Raw genomic sequence first — 20,631 nt, 5'->3', positions numbered from 1 at the left:
AAATCCGGTCGCCAGACGAGCCACCGGGGCGAGGCCTCCGCGATCCTCACCCCGGGCTTGCGCGCAACCCCATTTGCGGTGATATAGTCCATACGAACTATTACGAATGGACCATCCAATGCCCCGCAATGCCGTCAAGCTCACCCCGCTCGGGATCATGCTGCTTGCGTTGCTCTTCGAAGACGACATGCACCCCTACGAGATGCTGTGTCTGCTGAAGCAGCGCAAGCGCGATCGGCTCGTTCCTGTGACCAAGGGGGCGCTCTACCACACCGTCGCGAGACTCGAAAAGGAACACTACATCGCCGAAGTTAGTGTGGATCGTAAGGGCAATCGCCCCGAGCGAACCACCTACACACTCCTCGAACTCGGCCGCGAGGCCGTAACGACCTGGGTACGCCACGAACTCCCCCGCATCGACCACCCCACCGCCTACGGGCTTGCCCTCGCGGAGGCGCATAACCTCCCACTCGAAGAGGTCATTGAATTGCTCACCCAGCGGCGGGACATGCTCGCAGACGCCCTCGCGACGCTAGAGGCCGAGCTTGCCGCCACTCGCGAAGAAGGTACCCCCGAACAGTATCTGCTTAATTTCGAGCGCACTGCGATCCTGCTCGCTGCCGACCTGCGCAGCAACACCGCAGCGATCGAGCGCATCTCGACTCCCAATTTTCAATGGGGTGGTGGCGTCACCACCCCTGCCAAGTACCAACTGCATCGAAAGGCAGCACAGCAGTGAACGCAACTCACACTCCGAGGAGCCCCTGGCCCGCCCTCTGGGCCATGGTCATCGGATTCTTTATGATCCTGGTTGACACCACAATCGTGTCGGTCGCGAACCCTGCAATTAAGGCCGCGCTGGATCCCAACACCAACAATCTCGACAACGTCGTGTGGGTCACGAGCGCGTATCTGCTCGCCTACGCCGTACCGCTGCTGATCACAGGACGCCTCGGAGACCGCTTCGGCCCGCGCAGCATCTACCTCATCGGGCTCGGCATCTTCACGCTCGCTTCCCTGGGCTGCGGTCTCTCAACCTCACTCACCACGCTCGTCATTATGCGCGCGGTTCAGGGCATCGGCGCGGCCCTCATGACACCGCAGACGATGGCAGTGATCACCCGCACCTTCCCACCCGCCAAGCGCGGTGCGGCCATGGGGTTGTGGGGCGCGACCTCTGGTGTTGCCCTGCTGGTTGGCCCGCTCGCTGGCGGCCTGCTCGTTGACAGCCTCGGCTGGGAGTGGATCTTCATCGTGAACGTGCCGGTCGGCGTGATCGGGTTTGTGCTCGCGTGGATTCTCGTGCCGAAGCTTGAAACTCACCCGCACCGCTTCGACTTCGGCGGGGTCGCGCTCAGCGCGATTGCGCTGTTCTTGATCGTCTTCGGTCTGCAGGAGGGTCAGACCTACAACTGGGGCGTTATCTGGGGTCCGATCTCGGTGTGGCTGCTGATTGGCGCCGGCATCGTGGTGCTCGGCCTCTTCATTTGGCAGCAGGCAAAGACTCGCAGCGAACCGCTCGTGCCAATGTCGCTGTTCAAGGACCGCAACTTCTCGGTGGCAAACCTCGGCATCGCAACCGTTGGCTTCGCCGTCACGAGCATGTCGCTGCCGCTCATGTTCTTCACACAGCTCGCTCGTGGCCTCACTCCGACCGAGTCGGCACTGCTGCTGATCCCGATGGCTCTGGCCGCCGGCATCCTGTCGCCGTTCGCGGGTAAGCTGCTGGATCGCCTCGACCCCCGAGTGCTGCTCGTTCCCGGGCTGTCATTTGTGGTCATTTCGCTGCTCTGGTATTCGTCGCTCATGAACGTCGACACCCCCATCTGGATGTTCCTGCTGCCCTCAACCCTCATGGGCATCGGCAACGCCGGCATGTGGGGTCCGCTCGCCACGAGCGCGACCCGCAACCTCGACCCGCGTCAGGCGGGAGCCGGATCCGGCATCTACAACACCACCCGCACCATCGGCTCCGTGCTCGGCTCGGCGGCAATCGCAGCGTTCATGCAGGCGCGACTCGAGGCGAACCTGCCGGCGGCGGCTGAAGCTGGTTCCGGTGGCTTCGGCGGCGGCACCCTACCCGAGATGATCGCCACACCGTTCTCGACCGCCATGTCGCAGACAATCTTGCTCCCGGCTGTCGTGCTCGCGGTCGGGGTAATCTTCGTGCTGTTTATGCAGAAACCCGCTGGCCTTGCAACCCGCAGCAAATCGGTGACGGCCCCGGCTGTGGCGACGTCCGAGGCCTAGTTCTCAATCCGGTGTAGCCATATTGCGAGTTGACGATGTTTCAACTAACAATATGGCTACACCGTTTGGGGTCGGGAAGTAGGGTCAGAAAAATACGGCGGCGCGTCTAGAACGCGAAAGCCACACCAACCAGGACGCCGTATGCGAGCGCCGCGAAGCTTGTCAGCTGCAACACCAGAATGAGCTCTCGCGGCGTTTTCGCTGTGATCACGATGATGACGGCGGGCAGCACGAGCACCAGCACAAACCACACAAGGATCATGCCCGACAGCAGAGGCCCATACAACAGCGGCAGCGCGAACGGCAGCAGTACACAGAGAATATAAAGTGAGCGCGAGGCGCGATCCCCCATGCGCACGGCTAGGGTGCGCTTACCCGCAAGAGTGTCTGTCGGAATGTCGCGCAGGTTATTCACCACAAGCACGGCCACGGCGAACAGGCCGACCCCCGCGCCGGCTACCCAGGCGTCCTGATTCTGGACCTCGGTCTGCAGCCACACCGTACCGACGGTCGCGACCAGCCCGAAGAAGATGAACACCATCACCTCACCCAAACCGGCGTAACCGTAGGGCTTTTTACCTCCGGTGTAGAACCAAGCAGCAAGAATTGCGACAGCGCCAAGCGCGAGGAACCACCAGCGCTCGCTCATGAGCACGGCGACAAGACCGGCCAAAGCCGCGAGCCCGAAGAAAACGAGTGCTGTGGTGAGCACCTTTTTGGGGTTAACGAGACCCGATCCGGTGAGGCGTGCGGGACCAACTCGGAAGTCGTCGGTGCCGCGAATGCCGTCGGAGTAGTCGTTCGCGTAGTTCACGCCGATCTGCAGAAACACAGCCACTGCGAGAGCGAGCAACGTAAGGGGCAACGAGAAGGCTTGCAGCATGTGGGCGATCCCCGCACCCGCAGCGACGGGGGCGACCGCGAGTGGCAGTGTGCGCAGCCGCGCCCCGCCGACCCAGTTTCGCCAGGTGATGCGCGGGGGTTCACCCGAGGCCATCTGGCGCTCGGCAGCAGCTCGCTTCGCCGGGTTGCCCGACCTGCTCAGATCTTTGGGGTGACTCACCTGGTGTCCTCACTATCCGCGTTCGGCTGCGCCGCTTGGCCGATTTGTGCCGCTCGGGTCTCCTTGAAGCTCGCGCGCAATTGTCGCAACCATTCTTCCACCGCAACAAGATCTGGTTTGCCACCTGGCAGGAGCGGGATCTCTTGTGTCTCGGTTGCCCACTCGGGGTTGCCGCCGGCCCGAGTTTTTCACGGATTGCTGCGCGCACCTCGTCGAACGGCACGGATCCTTCTCGAGTCTCAACAACCAGCATTGGTCGTTCACCCCACTCAGGATGCTCGGTCGCGAGCGCGAGTGCCGTCTCCCAGCCCCCGAACTCTCGGGCCACTCGCTCGATCTGGTCGAGGGAAACGTTGATGCCTCCTGAGACAAGCACCCGGTCGAGGCGGCCCGTCACGGTCAGCATGCCGCCGAGCAGCTCGCCCGCATCACCCGTGCGGTACCAGCGGGTGAGTTCTCCGTTACGATCAGCTTCTTCGATGAAGGCAGTTGCGGTTCGCTCGGGATCGCCAAGGTATCCGAGCGCCAGCGCTGATCCTGCCAGTTGGACTTCACCGCCGCGGATTCTGACCCGGGTATCCCCGATCTCAACTCCGTCGTACACACAACCACCCGAAGTCTCAGTCATGCCGTAACTGCGCTTGAGCGCGACACCAAGTTCGTGGGCCCGTTGCCGCAGGGCGAGTGAGACTTGTTGCCCACCAACGAGCACCGCATCGAAGCGGCGGACTGCATCTGCCGCTTCTTCGTCGCTCTCGGCGAGGTCAAGCAGCCGCGCGAACTGCACAGGGACAAGAGAAACGTAGCGCCGCTGCGCGTTCATGCTATCAGCGGCATGTAAGAGCTTTTCGGGATCAAACGGGCCGTCGACGAACACGGGTTCGATGCCCGAGGCCGCGCTGCGCACCAGCATCTGTAGCCCCGAAATGAGATGGGTTGGCAGCGAAACGAGCCAGCCGCCCGGCCCGCCAAACGCCTCGTGCGTCGCATCGGCGCTCGCCTTGAGCGCGCTGGCCGAGAGCGCAACCGCCTTGGGGACTCCGCTCGAACCCGAGGTACGAATGACGAGCGCGGCTTCTGCTGGCAGTGGGTATTCGAGGATCCTCTCGATATCTGCGGGGTCTACGCTCTTTGCGACGGGCAGCACGGGCGCACCGCCCGCGAGCGCGTCGGTGAGGGCAGCAAGCAGCCAAGCACGATCCTCAGTGGGAATGGCGCGGAGTCGGTGTTGCGAAGTCACGGTTTAAGGGTACTCGGTGGCTCTGACATTCATAGTGTGTGCCGCCCACCCCTCTCGCTTTAAGTGAATAAAATGGACGTCTGCGAGAAACCACTCGTCGTCAACACCAACCCAGGAGAAACATGGGCCGCAAAAAGAGCGGCAAGCTCAAACCCATCAAAATCAGGAACGAAAAACTGGCCGAGGCAATGCGACAGCTGGCACAGTCAAGTGCAGCCGGCACGCATGACCCGAGACCACGTCGGCAGCGCACTCGCGCCGACTCGAAACGCTCCGCCATCGCCTACGATCGCGGGGCGTTTTCCCGTTTCTGGGCTGTCTCCTGAAACTCTAGAAGTGGTATGGGTACGGGCTCCAGTCAGGATCGCGCTTCTGCAGGAACGAGTCACGACCCTCAACAGCCTCGTCGGTGCCGTAAGCGAGACGCGTCGCCTCGCCCGCGAAAAGTTGCTGGCCGACAATGCCGTCGTCGACCGCGTTGAACGCGTACTTCAGCATACGGATGGCAGTCGGGGACTTACCGAGGATCTCACGCGCCCACTCAATCGCGGTTGTCTCTAGCTCGGCGTGGGGCACGACCTCATTGACGAAGCCGATCTCGTAGGCTCGCTGGGCGTCGTACTCACGGGCAAGGAAGAAAATCTCGCGCGCGACCTTTTGCCCTACCTGGCGGGCAAAGTAGGCACTCCCGTAGCCCGCGTCGAACGACCCCACGTCGGCGTCGGTCTGCTTGAAGCGTGCATGCTCGCGGCTGGCAATAGTCAGATCACACACCGCATTCAACGAGTGCCCCCCGCCAGCGGCCCAACCGGGCACCACGGCAATGACGACTTTTGGCATGAATCGAATGAGCCGCTGCACCTCAAGAATATGAAGTCGCCCGGAGCGCGCGGGATCCACCGCGGTATCTGCCACTTCACCAGAAGCATCAGCCGCCGCGTACTGGTAACCATCGCGACCGCGAATGCGCTGATCCCCACCCGAACAGAATGCCCAGCCACCATCTTTCCGACTCGGCCCGTTGCCCGTAAGAAGCACAACACCCACCCGCGAGTTGGTGCGCGCCCGCTCAAGTGCGTCGTAGAGCTCGTCGACGGTGTGCGGACGAAACGCGTTGCGCACCTCAGGCCGATTGAACGCGACGCGCGCGATAGCACCATCGAGGCTCAGATGAGCGGTGATGTCGGTGTAGTTCTCGGCTCCGGGAGCGACCGCCCACACCGTCGGATCAAAAATGTCTGAGACCTGCTGCGTCATGGGTATAAGCCTAGTCAGGCCTCTGAGACGTGAGCGCAGCCTCAAAGAGACCCAACACTCTGCCTAAGATGAAACCATGCCCCAACCGCTCCCCCGCTTCAAGAAATACTCGACTGCGCGCGAGTGGTTGCGATCCCGACCCGCACTCGGTTTCGAGGAATCAGCGTGCGCGAGGCGGTCGTCTTTGATTCGCCGAGGGGGCGAGTGAGTTCTCGCCGTTCGTTGAGTACAACGACGCCGAGGCCACGATTTGGTTGGCAGCTGCGCTTGATTTTGGCTGGCAGGATCAGCCGACACCTCTGCGGGAGTTCATCGAGGTGAACGCAACGATCCCCGCGGTTTCTGCTGACGAAGTACCCGGGATCCTCGCCAGCTTTCCAGGGTGTCGCACCGCGAAGGTGAAAGTCGCTGAACACGGGCAGTCCTTGGCAGACGACGTCGCTCGGGTGCGGGCAACACGGGAGGCCCTCGGAGATGCGGCCAAGGTGCGCGTCGACGCCAATGCCGGTTGGAGCGTTACCGAGGCCGTCACTGCGCTGACGGCGCTCGCACCGTTCGGGATCGACTACGCCGAGCAGCCCTGCAATACTGTGCCAGAGCTCGCCGCGGTTCGGGATCAGCTCAGCGCTGCAGGGGTTGCCGTTCGGATTGCCGCTGACGAGAGTGTACGCAAAGCCGACGACCCCCTCGCGGTTGCAAGGTCGGGGGCCGCGGATCTTTTGATTATCAAAGCGCAGCCGCTTGGGGGCGTCACCCGAGCTCTCAACATCATTACTCAGGCAGGGCTGCCGGTCGTTGTGTCGAGCGCCCTTGACACCTCCGTTGGCATCTCAATGGGTCTGCAGCTGGCCGCGGCGCTGCCCATGGGGATGCTCGACGGAGCTTGCGGACTCGGAACGGTGGCGCTGCTCGACGGGGATGTCACCGAAGCTTCGCTGTTGCCCATCGAGGGCAGGATCTCGGTGCGCAGACCGCGGCTCGATCCTGTGCGCATTGCCCGCCACGAAACGTCACCTGAGCGCACTCAGTGGTGGCGGGATCGTGTTGCTCGCTGCTACGGGATGCTTGCGGCTTAGGAACTAAGGCCTTTCCCGCGCGGTATCGCCGCACCCGCCCGCACCCGCCCGCACCCGCCCGCACCCGCCCGCACCCGCCAATCCGGTGTAGCCATATTGCGGGTTCATAGCACCTCAACCAGCAATATGGCTACACCGGATTGACAGAGCATTTGAAAACGGGATCGCCTTCGAACGAGAGGCCGGTCACCCACGCCAGCCACGTCGAACCAGCGCATCACGAACCTGGGTAAGAAGCTTTTGCCTCCTGGAGTACAGCAAGAGCTTCGTGACTCGAATCACTTCCCAATTTGCCTGCTTGTAATCCTCATACTTTTCAAGGTCACGATTCCATTGGTCAGTTTCCGTCCGATGATGGTCACCTTCGTACTCAAGCGCGATCTTAAGCTCTGGGTAGGCAAGCTCAGAACAGCCTAAGAACTTGCCCCTGCTGTCGTACACGTCAACGTCTAGTTCAGGTTCTGGCAGTCCCGCATCAACGATAGCCAGCCGCAGGTGTGACTCAGGTGCCGAAACAGCTCCGTCCCGCAGCAGTGGCAGTGCCTCGATAAGTAGCCGCCGACCCGGGCGGCCTTTTGCATGGGCGATCCTGCCCAGCACTTCAGGCGTCGCGAGTCGCACACCGCTAGGCGTGCCCAGATTGCCAGGAAACCTCGGGGTTCGGATCACTGCGTCCCCGAGAGCAACTCGGTCAGGAAGGGTCAGTCGCGGCCCGAGCACAGCCCACACGCTCGCCGGATCCAGCACATGCAGACCATCCCTGTAACTGGTTCCCGCGAGAAAAGGGCGGATCTGTGATCCGCTCACGCCCACCCAAGAGGAGGTCGTCGAGGGGCAAACACACTGACTTCGAGATGCTTCATGTTTCTGACCCGGCTGAAAGGTATGGGCAGTTTCCAGAGCACAGCAGCTGACCAGCCCGAGAAAAACTGGTGATCCCTCATCACCACTGCGTATTCATCCATCGTAAGACGATGATGATCTCTCCACACCTCTGCCGGGTGTCTCACTTTCTTTGCATCCTTCACCAAAGATTGTCCGTGTCTTCGCACACCGTGGAAGGGCCTCTTGAGGTCTTTGGCTCTCAGCCGAGACGAGTTCACACCCTCTGAGATAGCACGATTTCGAGTAAACACCTCGCCTAGGTGGATAGGTAGTGGTTTCGGAGCATTGACCATGCCTCCATGTTTCCGGTGCGCCGAAGGCCTCGCGGGCCCGATCCTAAGAATGTGGGTAACCGGCTGTCTTTGCCGAGCTGTGAGCGAACGTCAAAGACCGTCCATCTGCAATCGGGTGTAGTCATATTGCTAGTTGGGAAGTCTCCAACTAGCAATATGACTACACCCGATCGGGAGGGGGCTGGCGCGGCCCTAGTGTGACAAACGGATTGGGTGCAGACTGGCCTGAGAGACCGTCGGCGGTCAACCGACGCGCTTGAAATCCAAAGGAGCAAAACATGAACGAGAACGCCACGGAAGAAGCATCGTTCGGCCGGGGCCGTCCGGTTCACTTCGAAATTCACGCGGCCAACCCCACCCGCGCAGTCGAGTTTTACACGACTGTGTTTGGCTGGAAAGTTGAGGACTGGTCTGACTTTGCCGGCATGCCCTACTTTGGGGTGCTGACGGGCGAGGGCATGGGGATCAACGGTGCGATCATGCAGCGCATGGGTGAGAACCCGGCGGTCGGCGGGACTGTTGCCGGGGCGATCATCACAATGGGGGTTGAATCGTACGACGATATCGCCGAGCGAATCCTGGCTGCCGGCGGCAGCGAAGCGTTACCGAAGCAGGCGCTGCCAGGCATGGCGTGGCAGGGCTACTTCCACGACACCGAGAACAACATCTTCGGCATTCATCAGCCCGATCCCGAGGCAAAGTAAGTTCGGGATCGACTAACGCTTCAACCCGGGGAAGTCCTTCTCGCGCCACTCGGTCGGGATCCGCTCGCCTGCTTCGTATGCCGTGACCTCACGCTGGCGCAGTTCGACGCGGCGGATCTTGCCCGAGGCCGTCTTTGGTAGTTCAAAGAACTCGACCCGGCGCACGCGCATGTACGCGGGTAGTGTCTTGCGTGCGTGGGCAAGAATTTCTCGGGCAGTGTCGCCGTCGGCAGGGACTCCCGCAGCCAAAGCCACGTAGGCCTTGGTCAGGTTGAGTCGCGTGTCGTGGGGTGCACCAACAACCGCGGCCTCAGCGACAAGATCACATTCGATGAGCGCACTCTCGACTTCGAACGGTGACACCTTAAAGTCGCTCGATTTGAAAATGTCGTCGGTGCGGCCCACAAAAGTGAGCACCCCGTTTTCGTCACACTGTGCGACATCACCCGTGTGAAAGTAACCCCCCTCGATCGCCTGAGCGGTCGCCTCGGGGTTGCCATAGTACCCGGGCATAAGATTGACCGGCGGCACAGAGCCGAGCGGCAAACAGATTTCACCCTCGTCAGCAAGCTCACCTGTCAGCGGGTCGACAAGCACAGTCTCGACACCGGGCAAAGCCTTGCCCATGGCCCGGGAACAACCGGGTCACCGGGCATGTTGCCAATCAGTGCCGTGGTCTAGGTCTGGCCATAACCGTCGCGAATTTCAAGACCCCACCACTCGCGAATCTTGGCGATCACCTCGGGGTTGAGCGGCTCGCCAGCGGAGACGACCTCGCGCAACCCGCGCGGTTTTTTGTCGAGACGGTTCTGGATGAGCATGCGCCACACCGTCGGCGGCGCGCAGAACGTGTTCACGCCAGCACGATCAAGCTCGGCTACCAAAAACTCCGCGTCAAACCGCGAGTAGTTCGCCACAAAGATCGTCGCACCAACGTGCCACGGGCTAAAGAAACTGGACCAGGCGTGTTTACCCACCCGGGCGCGCTAATAACGAGGTGGGTGTCGCCGGGCCGGATGCCGAGCCATGAAAGCGTTGAGAGGTGCCCGAGCGGGTAGCTCGTGTGTGAGTGGACGACGATCTTGGGCAGGCTTGTTGTGCCTGAGGTGAAGTAGAGCAACACGGGGTCTTCGCTCGCCGTCGTCTTCGCGATCGGCGCGAGTGAGGCCGCGCTCGACTCCTCGTAGCGGATCCAGTTGAACAGCATCGCGCGCTGGTCGGCTGTGCCCGCGTCAATGCCGACGCCGACGCCGCGGTAATCGCCCGGCACATCCGTAAATTTCGCGGCGTCTTCGGGAGCCGCAAACACCCACTTCACGGTGCCTCGCTCGATACGATCTTCGAGTTCGAGCGCCCCAAGCACCACCGAGGTCGGCAGCACCACAACACCGATCTTCATCGCGGCGAGCATGATCTCCCAGAGTTCAACTCGGTTGCCAAGCATCAACATGGCAACATCACCACGCTTCATGCCGGTGCGCAGCATCCAGTTCGCAACCTGATCAGAGCGCTGCTTCATCTGCGCGAAGGTGCGCTTAAGCTCGCTGCCGTCTTCTTCTGCAATCCACAGTGCCAGAGTGTCATTTCCCTCGGCGATCCTGTCGAACACGTCGTGGGCCCAGTTGAATTGCGCGCCGACATCGGGCCATTGGAACTCGCTGCGAGCCCGGTCGGGATCGCCCGCAGTCTCAAGGAGAAAATCGCGCGCGGCAAAGAAGGCGTCAGTGGCTTCCGTGGAATTGGTGGGGGTCATGCTGTCCATTCTCTCGCGTGCCACCGACATTCGTGTGCGGCGCGGCAAAATGACGGGAATCAAGCATTTAAGCTGGTCGCATGACCCGCTTGCCCGTGCCCAAACGTCGAGGCGAGATGATCGGGCGGGCTTACTTCGCAGTGCAGGCAGCGGCCGGCGCGCTGTGGTGGCTCGGAGTGTTCACGCTGCCGCAGATCCGTGAGGCGACACTCGGCGGCCTCGATCCTGTGCTCGTTGCGGCCTTCGATATTCCGCTGTTTGTGGTCGCATCTGGCCTCGCGGCAGCAGCAATGCTCCCTGCAGCATGGGCAACTGCTGCCTGGTCCGCGTGCGTCACTCTCGGCCTGGTGCTCTACGCGACAGCCACCGCAGAGGCCGGGTGGGGAGCTCTAACGATGATGGCCGCAACTGGCGGGAGTGTCACGGCCGCCTTCCTGGTGCACACGGGACGCCTACCAACGGAGCGAATTCTATTCGGTCCATTCGCATTTCAGCTCGCCCGCCCAGCGAGCGCGGCCCGCAATGCCGCTCGAACCGGGGCACAGATCGTTGTGCTTTGGGGGCTTGCTCTGGGCGTTGCCCCGGCAATCATTGCGGTCGTCGAGCGACGCTGGCAATTGTCGCTCGTATTGCCGGGAGGCTGGGCAGACTGGGTGAGGATCGCGGGCGTCACCGTTTTCATTGTGGCGAGCGCGCTCGGTCTGTGGTCGGCAGCAAGCATGTCCACACGTGGCGCGGGAACCCCCTGCCCTCTGCGATGGCGCGACAACTCGTTGTGACTGGCCCGTACCGCTTCGTGAGAAACCCAATGGCCGTCGCCGGTGTTTCACAGGCCGTCGCCGTCGGGTTGATGATGAACTCGTGGCTGGTCGTGGCCTATGCGCTGTGTGGTTCACTCGTGTGGAACTGGATCATTCGCCCACTCGAAGAGGCCGACCTTGCCGAGCGGTTTGGTGCGGCCTTCGAGGAGTATCGCGCTCAGGTGGCGTGCTGGATCCCGCGCTGGCCGCAGCACACTGACAGCTAGTCCCTAACTCACAACACCGTTTCGCAGGGCCCAAAGCGCGACCTGCAAGCGGTCTCGCGTGCCGGTCTTGGTGAGCAGGCTCGCCAGGTGGTACTTCACTGTGGTCGGCTCCACATACAGCTGCGCTGCAATTTCTTTGTTCGACAGGCCCTGGCCGAGAAGTACCAAAATCTCGATCTCGCGCGGGGTGAGATGATCCGCCACCGAGGCCCGCTGCGTTTCAACCGTCGGCCGCCGCTGGCTAAACTCGGTCAGCACACGGCGAGTGAGTCGCTGGTCGAGGGTTCCTTCACCGGCCGCAACTGACCGGATCGCCCCCGTAATGGTGGCCTCGTCTGATCCCTTAAGCAGAAACCCTGCCGCCCCGGCCTCGAGCGCGCCAAACACATAGTCGTCGAGGTCGAAGGTGGTCACAACAAGCACACGGACCTCACTGTGCGCAGCGACAATGTCACGGGTCGCCTGGATGCCGTCGCGACCCGGCATGCGAATGTCCATACACACCACATCAGGCTGAAGTTCTGCGGCAAGCGCTACCGCCTCGTAGCCATCAGCGGCCTGCCCAACGACTGTCATGTCGGGTTCGGCGTCAAGCACAACGGTAAGGCCAGCGCGCACGATGGCTTGGTCGTCGGCAATCACCACTCTGATCATCGGTCACTTCCTGGTAGGGAGGTTTCGCCAAGAGGATCAGGCCGGGCCATATTGTCGGGATACGGCACGTTGAGCTCGGTGCGCCATCCGCCGTCTACGCGTGGTTCCGCATCGAGCGTGCCGTGCACGAGTCTGGCGCGCTCACGCATTCCAAGAAGTCCATACCCGCCCGAAGGAATGTCTGGCACAGGATCAATGGCCGGACCATTTTCGATGACGACATTCAGGCTGTCTGACGCCCACACAACTCGCACTGAACAGTTCGATCCTGGTGCGTGTTTTGCAGCATTCGCGAGCGCCTCTTGCACCGTTCGATACACCGCATTGCCCGCGATGGGGCCGAGTGCCACGGGATCCCCCGTGGTGTCCAGCGCAATCAGTGTGCCGCGCGCTCGGTGATCCTCAATGAGCTGAGACAGGTCGTTGTAGGTTGGGGCCGGCGCGAGGTCGGCCTCGTCGTCCGTGCGCAACAGGCCAACAGTTTGCCGTACGTTGTCGAGCGCAGTACGCGCCTCAACCTGCACGGTACTCAGGTATTCCCGCGCCTTCTCGGGGTCCGTTGCCATTAGAGAGCTCACGGCTTGGGTGCTCAATATGATGCCGGTGAGGTGATGCGCTGCGATATCGTGCAGTTCACGTGCAATCAGATTGCGCTCCTGTCGAATCGCTTCTTGGGCGTTTCGGTCCCGATCACGCTCGGCAAGCTCGGCCCGTTCGCGCAGAGCAGCGGCAAGGCGCCCCTGTGTAATCACGGCCTCTGCAATAGCGAGCGCGAGGCCGTATGTAACTATCGACTGGCCAGCCGAAGCAAATAGGCGCCATTCTGGCGAAATCAAGATGCTCGAACTGAGGCTGAGATACTGTGCAATCCAGGTAAAGAGCAGCCCGCCAAGAATCCAAATGTAAGCGCGTTGCGCAGGAAGCCGCCTACGCAACGTGTAGACGGCGACCAAAATAGCCAACGCGCCAATGGTGAGTTCACCATGCGAAACCGCCAAAAACGGTATGTCAAGCAGGATCACGCCGATAAAGACAACAAGTGGCCACCGGTCGCGCAGGGCGAGTAGGCCAGCCTGCGCAACAAGTGTTACGGGAACAAGCCATTTGGCGACGGGGCCAAACATGCCGACGATGTCACCTTCTGGGGAAAAGATGTACACCAGTGCAAGTGCACAAGCAAGCAAGAGCAGCGTCACCGTGGGGATTACTGAAAGCAGCGCCCGCCAGCGCCGAGACGAGGCAGGGCTACTGACGGGCGAATTCATGTGTTCATTCTCCTCGAACGAGTGTTTAACTGTTGACCAACTTAGAGATCCCGGCGCTTCAAGCTCACCGCTGCAGTTCCCATAATGACAACAGTAATGGCTGCAAGAATGCACATCGCCGCTACCGGATTCACTACTGTTGGCGCCGTCAAATCCCCCACTGCGGTCTGGGCAAGGGCCAGAGGCAGCATCTGCGACCAAGCGGGAACCCCACCCGTGAGCGCTAGTACTCCCTGGATGATCGGTTCCACGGTTACGATGCCAATCACAATCAGGAACGCCGCGAGCTGGCTCCGAGCCAGAATGCCAATGGCGAGCGCACACAGACCCAGCAGCACCAAAGCAAGAACTCCACGAAGCACGGTGGAAAGAATGTCCGCGAACGGAACAACCACTTCGGCCGAACTACTCGCCGTTGAAGCCAGCAGAACAGCGACGCACACGATCGCATACGCAACAGCAGTAGCCGCGATAACTACCGAAGTAGCAGCGGCTTTGCCCACCAGAATGCGACCGCGTGACGGCTGAGCGAGCGCAGCTGCGGTCATGCCACCCGAGCGGTAATCAGTCGTGGCAGAGAGAATGCCAATAGCGAGGATCGCGATGAGAGCGATAGCCACAGATCCCGATCCTGCCCCTCCGCTCACCAGGTTGAGCGCGGCGTACTGGAAATCGAAACTTCCCGTATCAACGTTCGGGAGCGGAATATTGTCCGGCACGTCAGCAGAAACCGCAGCCACTGGCAGCACCCAGAACATGATGATCTGGGTGAATGCGAGCCCAGCTAAGCCCGCGATGATAGCTATTCTTGTCGAGTAAACAGTTGAAAGTTTGAGCATCTCAGCGCGGAACATTAGCGCACCTCCGTGGTGTTTGCGGTCAGGTCAAGGTAGAAGGATTCAAGGTTGCCGTTGTAGTCGGCAGTCAGGTCAGTGAGCGACCCAGCGGCAAGGACACGTCCGTGAGCAATCACCACTGCGTCGTCAGCCACCTGTTCAATCTCTGCGAGCAGGTGTGACGACACCAGCACGGCCCCGCCTTCGAAAGCAAACGCACGCAGTTTGTTGCGCAACCAACGAATGCCATCAGGGTCAAGTCCGTTCGCCGGCTCGTCAAGCACCAGGATCTTCGGCTCTCCAAGCAACGCTGTCGCGAGAGCAAGCCTCTGTCGCATGCCGAGGGAGTAGCCACGAATAGGCCGGTTCGCTGCGGCTGCCATACCCGCCTCGGCAAGTACCTGATCAACACGCGCGCGGTCGATTCCCGACATAGCCGCTGCAATTCTCAGATGCTGTCGCGCAGAGCGGGAGGGATGCATTCCGCCGCCATCAAGTACCGTGCCGATGCTGCGGGCAGGGTGATTCAGGTCGCTGTATTGGCGACCTTGGATGAATGCGGTGCCAGCTGTTGGCTTGGCGAGACCAAGAAGCATGCGCATAGTAGTGGTCTTGCCAGCGCCATTCGGCCCAAGGAGGCCGACGACACGACCGTACGGCACGAGAAAGCTCACCTCTTCGACCGCGGCGTAATCTCCAAAAGTCTTTTTGAGTCCGACGGCTTGAATAGCCGATGTTGTGTTGTTTGTCATGATTCCAGTTTTGAGGAATCAGCAGGTGCGCACCCCGGCTATGAGTTCAGTTCAGGGCCTGGCCAATTGGCTAGTCTCGTGCAGGGTTTCGCGGATCGGGCCGGGGGTCCAGCGCTTCGGATCCTGAATCAGCTATGAAAAACGGTGTGCAAGTGGGGATCATTCACAGCCTCCCGGCCACCAAGCCCGTCGATCTCGAACAGGATCGCGGTGCCCGCGATCTTGTAATCGAGTTCGCGCAGCAGCTCGTGCGCAGCGACGAGCGTACCGCCAGTCGCGAGCACATCGTCGACCACAAGCACACGGCTACCCGCGGCATATCGGCGTGAGCCTCGACCTCGGCAACACCGTACTCAAGCTCGTAGCCCACCGCAGCAGCGGGCCGCGGTAGCTTGCCAGCCTTGCGGATCGGCACGAGCCCCTTGCCGCTCGCGTATGAAGCGGCGCTAGCGAGCAGAAAACCGCGGGCTTCGAGCCCCGCAATGTAGTCGTATGTGCCAGCAAACGGAGCAATGAGAGCGTCGACCGTGGCGCGCAGTGCGGCACCATCGGCGAGCAGCGGGGTGATGTCGCGAAACAGGATCCCTTCAACCGGATAATCGGGAATCTCGAGGATTAGCGACTCCGCCCTCGCCAACTCGGTGCTGGGCTCGGGAAAGTGCGGGAGGTCCAGCTGCTCGTTGGTTGAGCTCCATGCGTTCGCTGCGTTCGTTGCCACGCACACAAGGGTACCGGGCGGGGCGGGTTTGCGTGATCCTGAACCGCGTCTGCCCCGCGTCTTCGCGTTTCTTGCTGAGGCTCAACTGCCCTCCTGCTTCACCACATGCCCGGGATCCCGCCCCGAATTTTTATTTTGCAGCGGAATCGTGTAATGTCTTTCTGGTTGGCATGCCAACAATGCGCCCCTAGCTCAGCTGGATAGAGCATCTGACTACGGATCAGAAGGTCAGGGGTTCGAATCCCTTGGGGCGCACCAATAGAAACACCCGGTCAGACGGTAAATTTGGCCGGGTGTTTTGGTTTTCCATCACACGGCTTTCGGTCCTGGGTTACCGGTTCTTCGGGGTGTTCGGGATGGAGGTACAACCGCCACTCGATCGCGCGGCGCTGGTGCTCTCCGGTCATGCCACGGTGGCGCAGCAGCAAGAGCAGCATCTGGGAGTTCGTGCCGTCCTCGATCTCATTCATTGAGGACGGCACTTCGCAGATGGCGCAAGTGTCAACACAATTTCCGGTGAGCTCTCCGCAAGACGTATGCTTCGAGAAACAAACGGACCTCCACGACGCCCCTGACCACGGACAGACCCTCAAGTCTTTGAGACCCACAAACAAGAGAACAGGAGTGCACTGTGTCGCGCACAACCGTCAATCCAGAAACGATCCACCCAGCCCCGGGGTTCAGCCACGTCACCCTCGCACCCGCGGGCACAGTCGCCTACGTCTCAGGCCAGATTGCGCTCTCACCAGATTTCCAAGTCGTGGGTGAGGGTGACCTTGCGGCACAGACACGCGCCGCAATGCGGAACGTCGGGAGCGCGCTCGAGGCCGTCGGTGCGAGCTGGGATGACGTAGTTCGCCGCACTATCTACACACTGCACCCGACCGAATACGAGACCATTACCTCAGCAATTGAAGAGGTTCAGGGCAGCACAAACCACCCATCTCAGACCATTGTTGGAATCTCAGGCCTCGCGCTTGAAGGATTGCTGATCGAAATCGAGGTGACGGCGGTCATCCCGTAGTGCTGTGGGATCCGGGATCACTGAGCATGCGATAGGTCTCAAGAGAGACCGGCTTGACTGGTAAATGTGCCGCAAAGAAGCCAGAGGATTCAATCGATGCGCCTCGCGATTGAGCGACGCGCCCCGCGACGGTGCTCTCGCAATAGCGCCCCTGACACGGTCCCATCCCGCTGCGGCATTCAAGTTTTACTGCGCTTCCTGAAGATATGAAGGGGTTATTGCGCAGGACCTCGTCAATGCGATCAGATGTCACGAGCTCGCAACGACAGACCGTGGTGTCCTTCGGGTTTGACAGCGCGACGAGCGCTTCTCGATTGGGTTCAAACATGCTCTGCACCACCCTCGAGAATTTGCCGCTACGTTGCAGCAGGCGGCGGGCCTGAGCAAGCTCAGTCTGAATCTTTCCTGCGGAACGACCCGCCTCGACCTCTAGCGACCTCGCAATGTGCAGCCCAGCATTCCAGCCTTCCGCCCAAGACTGTTCTGCACCAGACACACCTGTGGGCTCGCCCGCAATGTAGATTCCCTCCGCACTCGTCGCAAAGCTCTCGTCATGCGCCACGACCCAGCCCCCAAGGCGCGAATCCCACTGCATCTCACACCCCGCTTGACGCGCGAGCTCCGTTGATGGCGAAAATCCGTAGCCAAGCAACAACAGGTCGCCGTGCACTTCTCGGGTTCTACCGACCGTGCGCCAGTTTTTGTCAACATTTGCGAGACGAACGCCCGTGACAGCCTTCCCGCCAACCGCTTCCGTCACAATCGTGCGTTTCGAAACCTTCACCCCGCGCGTGAGCAGACGGGTGACAGCTCTGCCCGCCTCGGCAAACACCCGTAGGTGTCCTGGTGCCGCGGACAGGGCTGAGGCCATCTCTGCCATGTTCGGCAGCGCTCGCGCAAAAGCAACTTCAGCGATCTCAGCCCCCGCGTCAAGCAACTGCTCGGCAGCAATGAGCAGAAGCGGGTGTGACCCCGCCAAGATGACCCGACGCCCAGCAAGCACTTTCTGGCTCTTGAGCAGTGACTGAGCAGCACCAACGGTCATCACCCCTGGTGAGGTCCACCCGGGGAATGCCACCGGCATATCGTAGGCTCCCGTTGCGATCAAGATGCGATCTGTTGACACTCTCTCGCCACCGTTAGGTGTGTGCACGCCAACACAAAGACGCATGCCGAGTTCATCTCTGTCCCGCAACACCCCGTATGCGGTGCTGCGGAAACTCGTCGAAATTCGCGGGTGGGCTTCAAATCGCTCGATCAAATCGCCTGCCCAGGTGTAGGGACCGAAATGGGAGGTGCCACCAAATGCCTGCGGAGGGCGTCGAAAAATCTGCCCTCCAGCTCGCGCCTGTTCATCGACAACGAGCACGTCAAACCCAGAGTCGGCCGCAGCAAGAGCGCCAGCCATACCTGCAGGACCCGCTCCAACAACTAATAGATGTACCATCAGCTCGCCTCGTGCCGAGTTACAGACATGCCCGACTGGACATCCGTCATACAGGCACGCACCAGCAGCTGCCCATCGACTGTTACGGCACAGTCAAAGCAAGTGCCCATATTGCACATCGGCAATCTCGGTTCCCCCTCGCGCGTCACACCGAACGCCGACACACCAACAGCCAACAATGCAGCCGCGACAGTCTCACCTTCAAAACTCTGAACCGTTCCGCCGTCGAACTCGAAGTCGACCGGGTGGCCTCGATCGGCGCGGATGCGCGATGCGCTCATGCGTGTACTCCCTGATATCTCTTCGGGTCGAAACTCGTAAGGTCAGTTGTTGGGGCTCTACCCGCAACCAGGTCGGCAAGTGCCTCTGCAAAGCTCGGACCAAGCGTAAATGCTGATCCACCTGTCGCCACGAACATGCCCGCTGCTCCCGGCACGGGGCCCACGAGCGGCAACTGATCCGGGGTCACCGTTGTCGTCCCTACCCAGCTACGCAACGCTGGTATACCCGCAAGTTGGGGTACTACACCCAGTGCCGCCGTCGCGTTGCCAGCGAGAGATTCGCGCAGCAACTCGGGCCTGGAGGTAAAGTCGGGGTTTCCGTTGGCGTCCCGCATTAATCTGGCGGGCCAACCTCCCCCGATGAGCACATTCCCGTCAAGCGCTTGCTTCAGCGAAAGCCGCGCACCTGCGTGCTGCACCAGATGCGAAATGAACTGAGGCACACGAAGAGTTGTGGTCATGGTGAGAGCGAGTGGAATCGTCGGTAACTGGGCACTGACCATCTTGCCGAGCTCCGTCGTCCACACCCCAGCGGCGACCACAACAGCACCAGCTGTAATCTCTCGACGTGAGGCACCCTCAGTCAGTTCGATTCGCCACTGGCCCCCATCCCGGCGCATCGAGATGACCTCACATCGCGTTCGAATCTCGGCCCCTACCCGTGCGGCGGCTCGGGCCAGCGCCGGAGCCGCCGCGCGGGTGTCGGCTTTCCCCTCGATCGGACAGTGGGCAGCCGCCACGACAGAGCGGGAAAGATATGGCGCAACCCTCTGCACTCCGGCCTGATCGAGCATCTCGATATCAAGACCCCAGGAACGCTCAATTTCGGTCTTCCGCTCAAGAAGTTTTGCCTGTTCAGCTGTTTCCGCGAGCATAAGGCCACCAGATTGCTTCACCTCGATGTCTTCGCCACATTCTGCAGGCAGTTGCTTCCAGAGACGTGCTGCCTCGAGGTGCAGAGGCATAGCCTCGGCTGCCTTTCTGGCGGCCTCGATCCCGTGCTCCATCATGCGATACTCAAGCTGAAAGTGCAGACTCCCCGCGTTTTGCCCGGAAGCGTGTTGGTTCACCTGATCACGTTCGGCGAGCAGCACTGTGCCACCCTCTCGGGCAATCATCCAGGCTGTCGCGCATCCAAGCAGACCGCCTCCGATGACAACGGCATCATAGGCCTGGCTCACGACACCTGCACCGTCTCAATGCCGAGTTCAGTGAGGGTGTCCGCGATCCGGCGTACCTCTGCTTCGGTGAGTTCGAGGAGTGGGTCGCGCACGAATCCAGCTGGTACCCCGCGAAGGCGAAGCGCCGTCTTCATGATCGCCTGCTGGTTACCAAACTGGACGCCAAAGTCGGGGCGAAACCACGCCTGCATGAGGATACGGTCACGGGCTCCCAACGCCACAGCACGATCGCGATCTCCCGCGGCAATGGCACGCCAGAAATCGGGGTGATCGGAGCCGAGCACACCACCCGAGCCCATAAGCCCGTCACCGTGACCCAATAGCGCAAGGTCTGCGCCGAGTTCGCTGGTCGGTAACCCAAAGTACCGAACCCGCGACTCGAGCTTGTACATTCCGTCGAGGAAAGAGGCGAAATTTCCCGTCGAGTTTTTAATCGCAACCACGTGTTCAATGTCAGCGAGTTCATCAAGCAGATCCACGTCCATATCGACAACACAGCCCCGTGGCCAGTTGTAGATCGTCATTGGGATCTCAGACGCATCTGAGACAGCGCGGTAAAACGACACGATTTCTTGCCTGTTGGGCACAACATAGGGCGACGGCGTCAGCAGAATACCGTCGAGTTCAGCTCGCTCCGCCGCGTGCGCGTGCGTAATAGCCTCAGCTTTCGTGAAGGCGTTACACGCGCCAATCACCACAAAGTCGTCGCTGCGGTGCTTCGCGCCCGCGGCGAATAACTGCGCCCGCTCATCAGTGGTCAAACTGAACCATTCGCCGCTCGTCCCAGCAAGGATGACACCGTGCATGCGCTCGGCGACGAGCCACTCCATCTGACGATCAAAAGATTCAAGGTCGAGCGCTCCTTCACGAGTGAAGGGGTGGTGATTGCCGGAATGTAGCCGGTCCAGGAGACGCTGTGGCGATC

Annotated in this window: 19 protein-coding genes, 1 tRNA gene and 3 pseudogenes; 8 read left to right on the top strand and 15 right to left on the bottom strand. The window is 61.0% G+C overall.

Annotated features, from left to right (window positions below; translation table 11 throughout):
- Positions 1-118 precede the first annotated feature (118 nt).
- Together G7066_RS01570 and G7066_RS01565 are read left to right on the top strand one after the other, a co-directional pair.
- Positions 119-739 (top strand): PadR family transcriptional regulator, encoded by a 621-nt coding sequence (locus G7066_RS01570; protein WP_166328522.1) that lies wholly within the window; start codon positions 119-121, stop codon positions 737-739.
- Positions 676-2,250, top strand: a complete 1,575-nt coding sequence (locus G7066_RS01565) for a DHA2 family efflux MFS transporter permease subunit (protein WP_166328521.1) — start codon at positions 676-678, stop codon at positions 2,248-2,250. Before G7066_RS01570 ends, G7066_RS01565 begins: the two co-directional genes overlap by 64 nt.
- Before the next feature lie 106 nt (positions 2,251-2,356).
- On the opposite strand, the gene G7066_RS01560 is transcribed toward G7066_RS01565, so the two are convergent.
- From G7066_RS01560 to G7066_RS01550, 3 genes are all read right to left on the bottom strand, one after another.
- Positions 2,357-3,247 carry a 1,4-dihydroxy-2-naphthoate polyprenyltransferase gene (locus G7066_RS01560; protein ID WP_425280783.1) on the bottom strand — a complete coding sequence of 297 codons (891 nt, stop codon included), beginning with the start codon at positions 3,245-3,247 and terminating at the stop codon, positions 2,357-2,359.
- The gene (locus G7066_RS01555) at positions 3,234-4,553 is read right to left on the bottom strand and encodes an AMP-binding protein (protein ID WP_166328517.1); all 1,320 of its coding nucleotides are present in this window, start codon (positions 4,551-4,553) and stop codon (positions 3,234-3,236) included. Before G7066_RS01555 ends, G7066_RS01560 begins: the two co-directional genes overlap by 14 nt.
- A gap of 330 nt (positions 4,554-4,883) precedes the next feature.
- The gene (locus G7066_RS01550) at positions 4,884-5,810 is read right to left on the bottom strand and encodes a 1,4-dihydroxy-2-naphthoyl-CoA synthase (RefSeq protein ID WP_166328515.1); all 927 of its coding nucleotides are present in this window, start codon (positions 5,808-5,810) and stop codon (positions 4,884-4,886) included.
- Between the two features lie 105 nt (positions 5,811-5,915).
- On the opposite strand from G7066_RS01550, the pseudogene G7066_RS01545 reads away from it, so the two are divergent.
- A pseudogene (locus G7066_RS01545) lies at positions 5,916-6,886 on the top strand (o-succinylbenzoate synthase).
- 186 nt (positions 6,887-7,072) lie between these two features.
- Here G7066_RS01545 and G7066_RS01540 read toward each other — a convergent pair.
- A complete protein-coding gene (locus tag G7066_RS01540) occupies positions 7,073-7,693 on the bottom strand; it encodes a hypothetical protein (protein ID WP_166328513.1) in 621 nt (206 codons plus the stop codon).
- A 649-nt stretch (positions 7,694-8,342) separates the two neighbouring features.
- On the opposite strand from G7066_RS01540, the gene G7066_RS01535 reads away from it, so the two are divergent.
- Positions 8,343-8,768 carry a VOC family protein gene (locus tag G7066_RS01535; RefSeq protein ID WP_166328511.1) on the top strand — a complete coding sequence of 142 codons (426 nt, stop codon included), beginning with the start codon at positions 8,343-8,345 and terminating at the stop codon, positions 8,766-8,768.
- Positions 8,769-8,780: 12 nt separating this feature from the next.
- On the opposite strand, the pseudogene G7066_RS01530 reads toward G7066_RS01535, so the two are convergent.
- Positions 8,781-10,521, bottom strand: a pseudogene (locus G7066_RS01530) (AMP-binding protein).
- A gap of 80 nt (positions 10,522-10,601) precedes the next feature.
- Between G7066_RS01530 and G7066_RS01525 the strand changes: the two are divergent.
- Together G7066_RS01525 and G7066_RS17215 are read left to right on the top strand one after the other, a co-directional pair.
- Positions 10,602-11,300 (top strand): isoprenylcysteine carboxylmethyltransferase family protein, encoded by a 699-nt coding sequence (locus G7066_RS01525; RefSeq protein WP_341873829.1) that lies wholly within the window; start codon positions 10,602-10,604, stop codon positions 11,298-11,300.
- Positions 11,279-11,548 carry a methyltransferase family protein gene (locus G7066_RS17215; RefSeq protein ID WP_341873828.1) on the top strand — a complete coding sequence of 90 codons (270 nt, stop codon included), beginning with the start codon at positions 11,279-11,281 and terminating at the stop codon, positions 11,546-11,548. Before G7066_RS01525 ends, G7066_RS17215 begins: the two co-directional genes overlap by 22 nt.
- Positions 11,549-11,551: 3 nt before the next feature.
- Here the strand turns inward: G7066_RS17215 and G7066_RS01520 are convergent, their stop codons facing one another.
- The 5 genes and pseudogenes from G7066_RS01520 to G7066_RS01500 form a co-directional block, all read right to left on the bottom strand.
- A complete protein-coding gene (locus tag G7066_RS01520; RefSeq protein WP_166328509.1) occupies positions 11,552-12,202 on the bottom strand; it encodes a response regulator in 651 nt (216 codons plus the stop codon).
- Positions 12,199-13,467 (bottom strand): sensor histidine kinase, encoded by a 1,269-nt coding sequence (locus G7066_RS01515; RefSeq protein WP_166328507.1) that lies wholly within the window; start codon positions 13,465-13,467, stop codon positions 12,199-12,201. Before G7066_RS01515 ends, G7066_RS01520 begins: the two co-directional genes overlap by 4 nt.
- Before the next feature lie 41 nt (positions 13,468-13,508).
- The gene (locus tag G7066_RS01510; RefSeq protein ID WP_166328505.1) at positions 13,509-14,321 is read right to left on the bottom strand and encodes a hypothetical protein; all 813 of its coding nucleotides are present in this window, start codon (positions 14,319-14,321) and stop codon (positions 13,509-13,511) included.
- Complete coding sequence (locus G7066_RS01505; RefSeq protein ID WP_166328503.1) at positions 14,321-15,055, bottom strand: ABC transporter ATP-binding protein; 735 nt, start codon at positions 15,053-15,055, stop codon at positions 14,321-14,323. The genes G7066_RS01510 and G7066_RS01505 overlap by 1 nt, the downstream gene beginning before the upstream one ends.
- A 128-nt stretch (positions 15,056-15,183) precedes the next feature.
- A pseudogene (locus tag G7066_RS01500) lies at positions 15,184-15,728 on the bottom strand (adenine phosphoribosyltransferase).
- 226 nt (positions 15,729-15,954) lie between these two features.
- Between G7066_RS01500 and G7066_RS01495 the strand changes: the two are divergent.
- Positions 15,955-16,031: transfer RNA gene (locus tag G7066_RS01495), tRNA-Arg, on the top strand.
- Between the two features lie 14 nt (positions 16,032-16,045).
- Here G7066_RS01495 and G7066_RS01490 read toward each other — a convergent pair.
- Positions 16,046-16,243, bottom strand: a complete 198-nt coding sequence (locus G7066_RS01490) for a hypothetical protein (RefSeq protein ID WP_166328501.1) — start codon at positions 16,241-16,243, stop codon at positions 16,046-16,048.
- A gap of 161 nt (positions 16,244-16,404) precedes the next feature.
- Between G7066_RS01490 and G7066_RS01485 the strand changes: the two genes are divergently transcribed.
- Positions 16,405-16,797, top strand: coding sequence for a RidA family protein (locus G7066_RS01485; protein WP_166328499.1), 393 nt, complete (start codon positions 16,405-16,407; stop codon positions 16,795-16,797).
- On the opposite strand, the gene G7066_RS01480 is transcribed toward G7066_RS01485, so the two are convergent.
- From G7066_RS01480 to G7066_RS01465, 4 genes are read right to left on the bottom strand one after another with little or no spacing between them, the layout of a single operon-like run.
- Complete coding sequence (locus tag G7066_RS01480) at positions 16,787-18,244, bottom strand: FAD/NAD(P)-dependent oxidoreductase (RefSeq protein WP_166328497.1); 1,458 nt, start codon at positions 18,242-18,244, stop codon at positions 16,787-16,789. The two genes, G7066_RS01485 and G7066_RS01480, sit on opposite strands and share 11 nt — an antisense overlap.
- On the bottom strand, positions 18,244-18,525 hold the full coding sequence (locus G7066_RS01475) for a (2Fe-2S)-binding protein (RefSeq protein ID WP_166328495.1): 282 nt from the start codon (positions 18,523-18,525) through the stop codon (positions 18,244-18,246). The genes G7066_RS01480 and G7066_RS01475 overlap by 1 nt, the downstream gene beginning before the upstream one ends.
- A complete protein-coding gene (locus G7066_RS01470; protein WP_166328493.1) occupies positions 18,522-19,706 on the bottom strand; it encodes an NAD(P)/FAD-dependent oxidoreductase in 1,185 nt (394 codons plus the stop codon). Before G7066_RS01470 ends, G7066_RS01475 begins: the two co-directional genes overlap by 4 nt.
- Positions 19,703-20,536 (bottom strand): dihydrodipicolinate synthase family protein, encoded by an 834-nt coding sequence (locus G7066_RS01465; protein WP_244303150.1) that lies wholly within the window; start codon positions 20,534-20,536, stop codon positions 19,703-19,705. Before G7066_RS01465 ends, G7066_RS01470 begins: the two co-directional genes overlap by 4 nt.
- Positions 20,537-20,631 lie beyond the last annotated feature (95 nt).

This window comes from Leucobacter coleopterorum (assembly GCF_011382985.1).
Taxonomy (GTDB): domain Bacteria; phylum Actinomycetota; class Actinomycetes; order Actinomycetales; family Microbacteriaceae; genus Leucobacter; species Leucobacter coleopterorum.
This window is presented reverse-complemented; position numbering and strand designations above follow the sequence as displayed.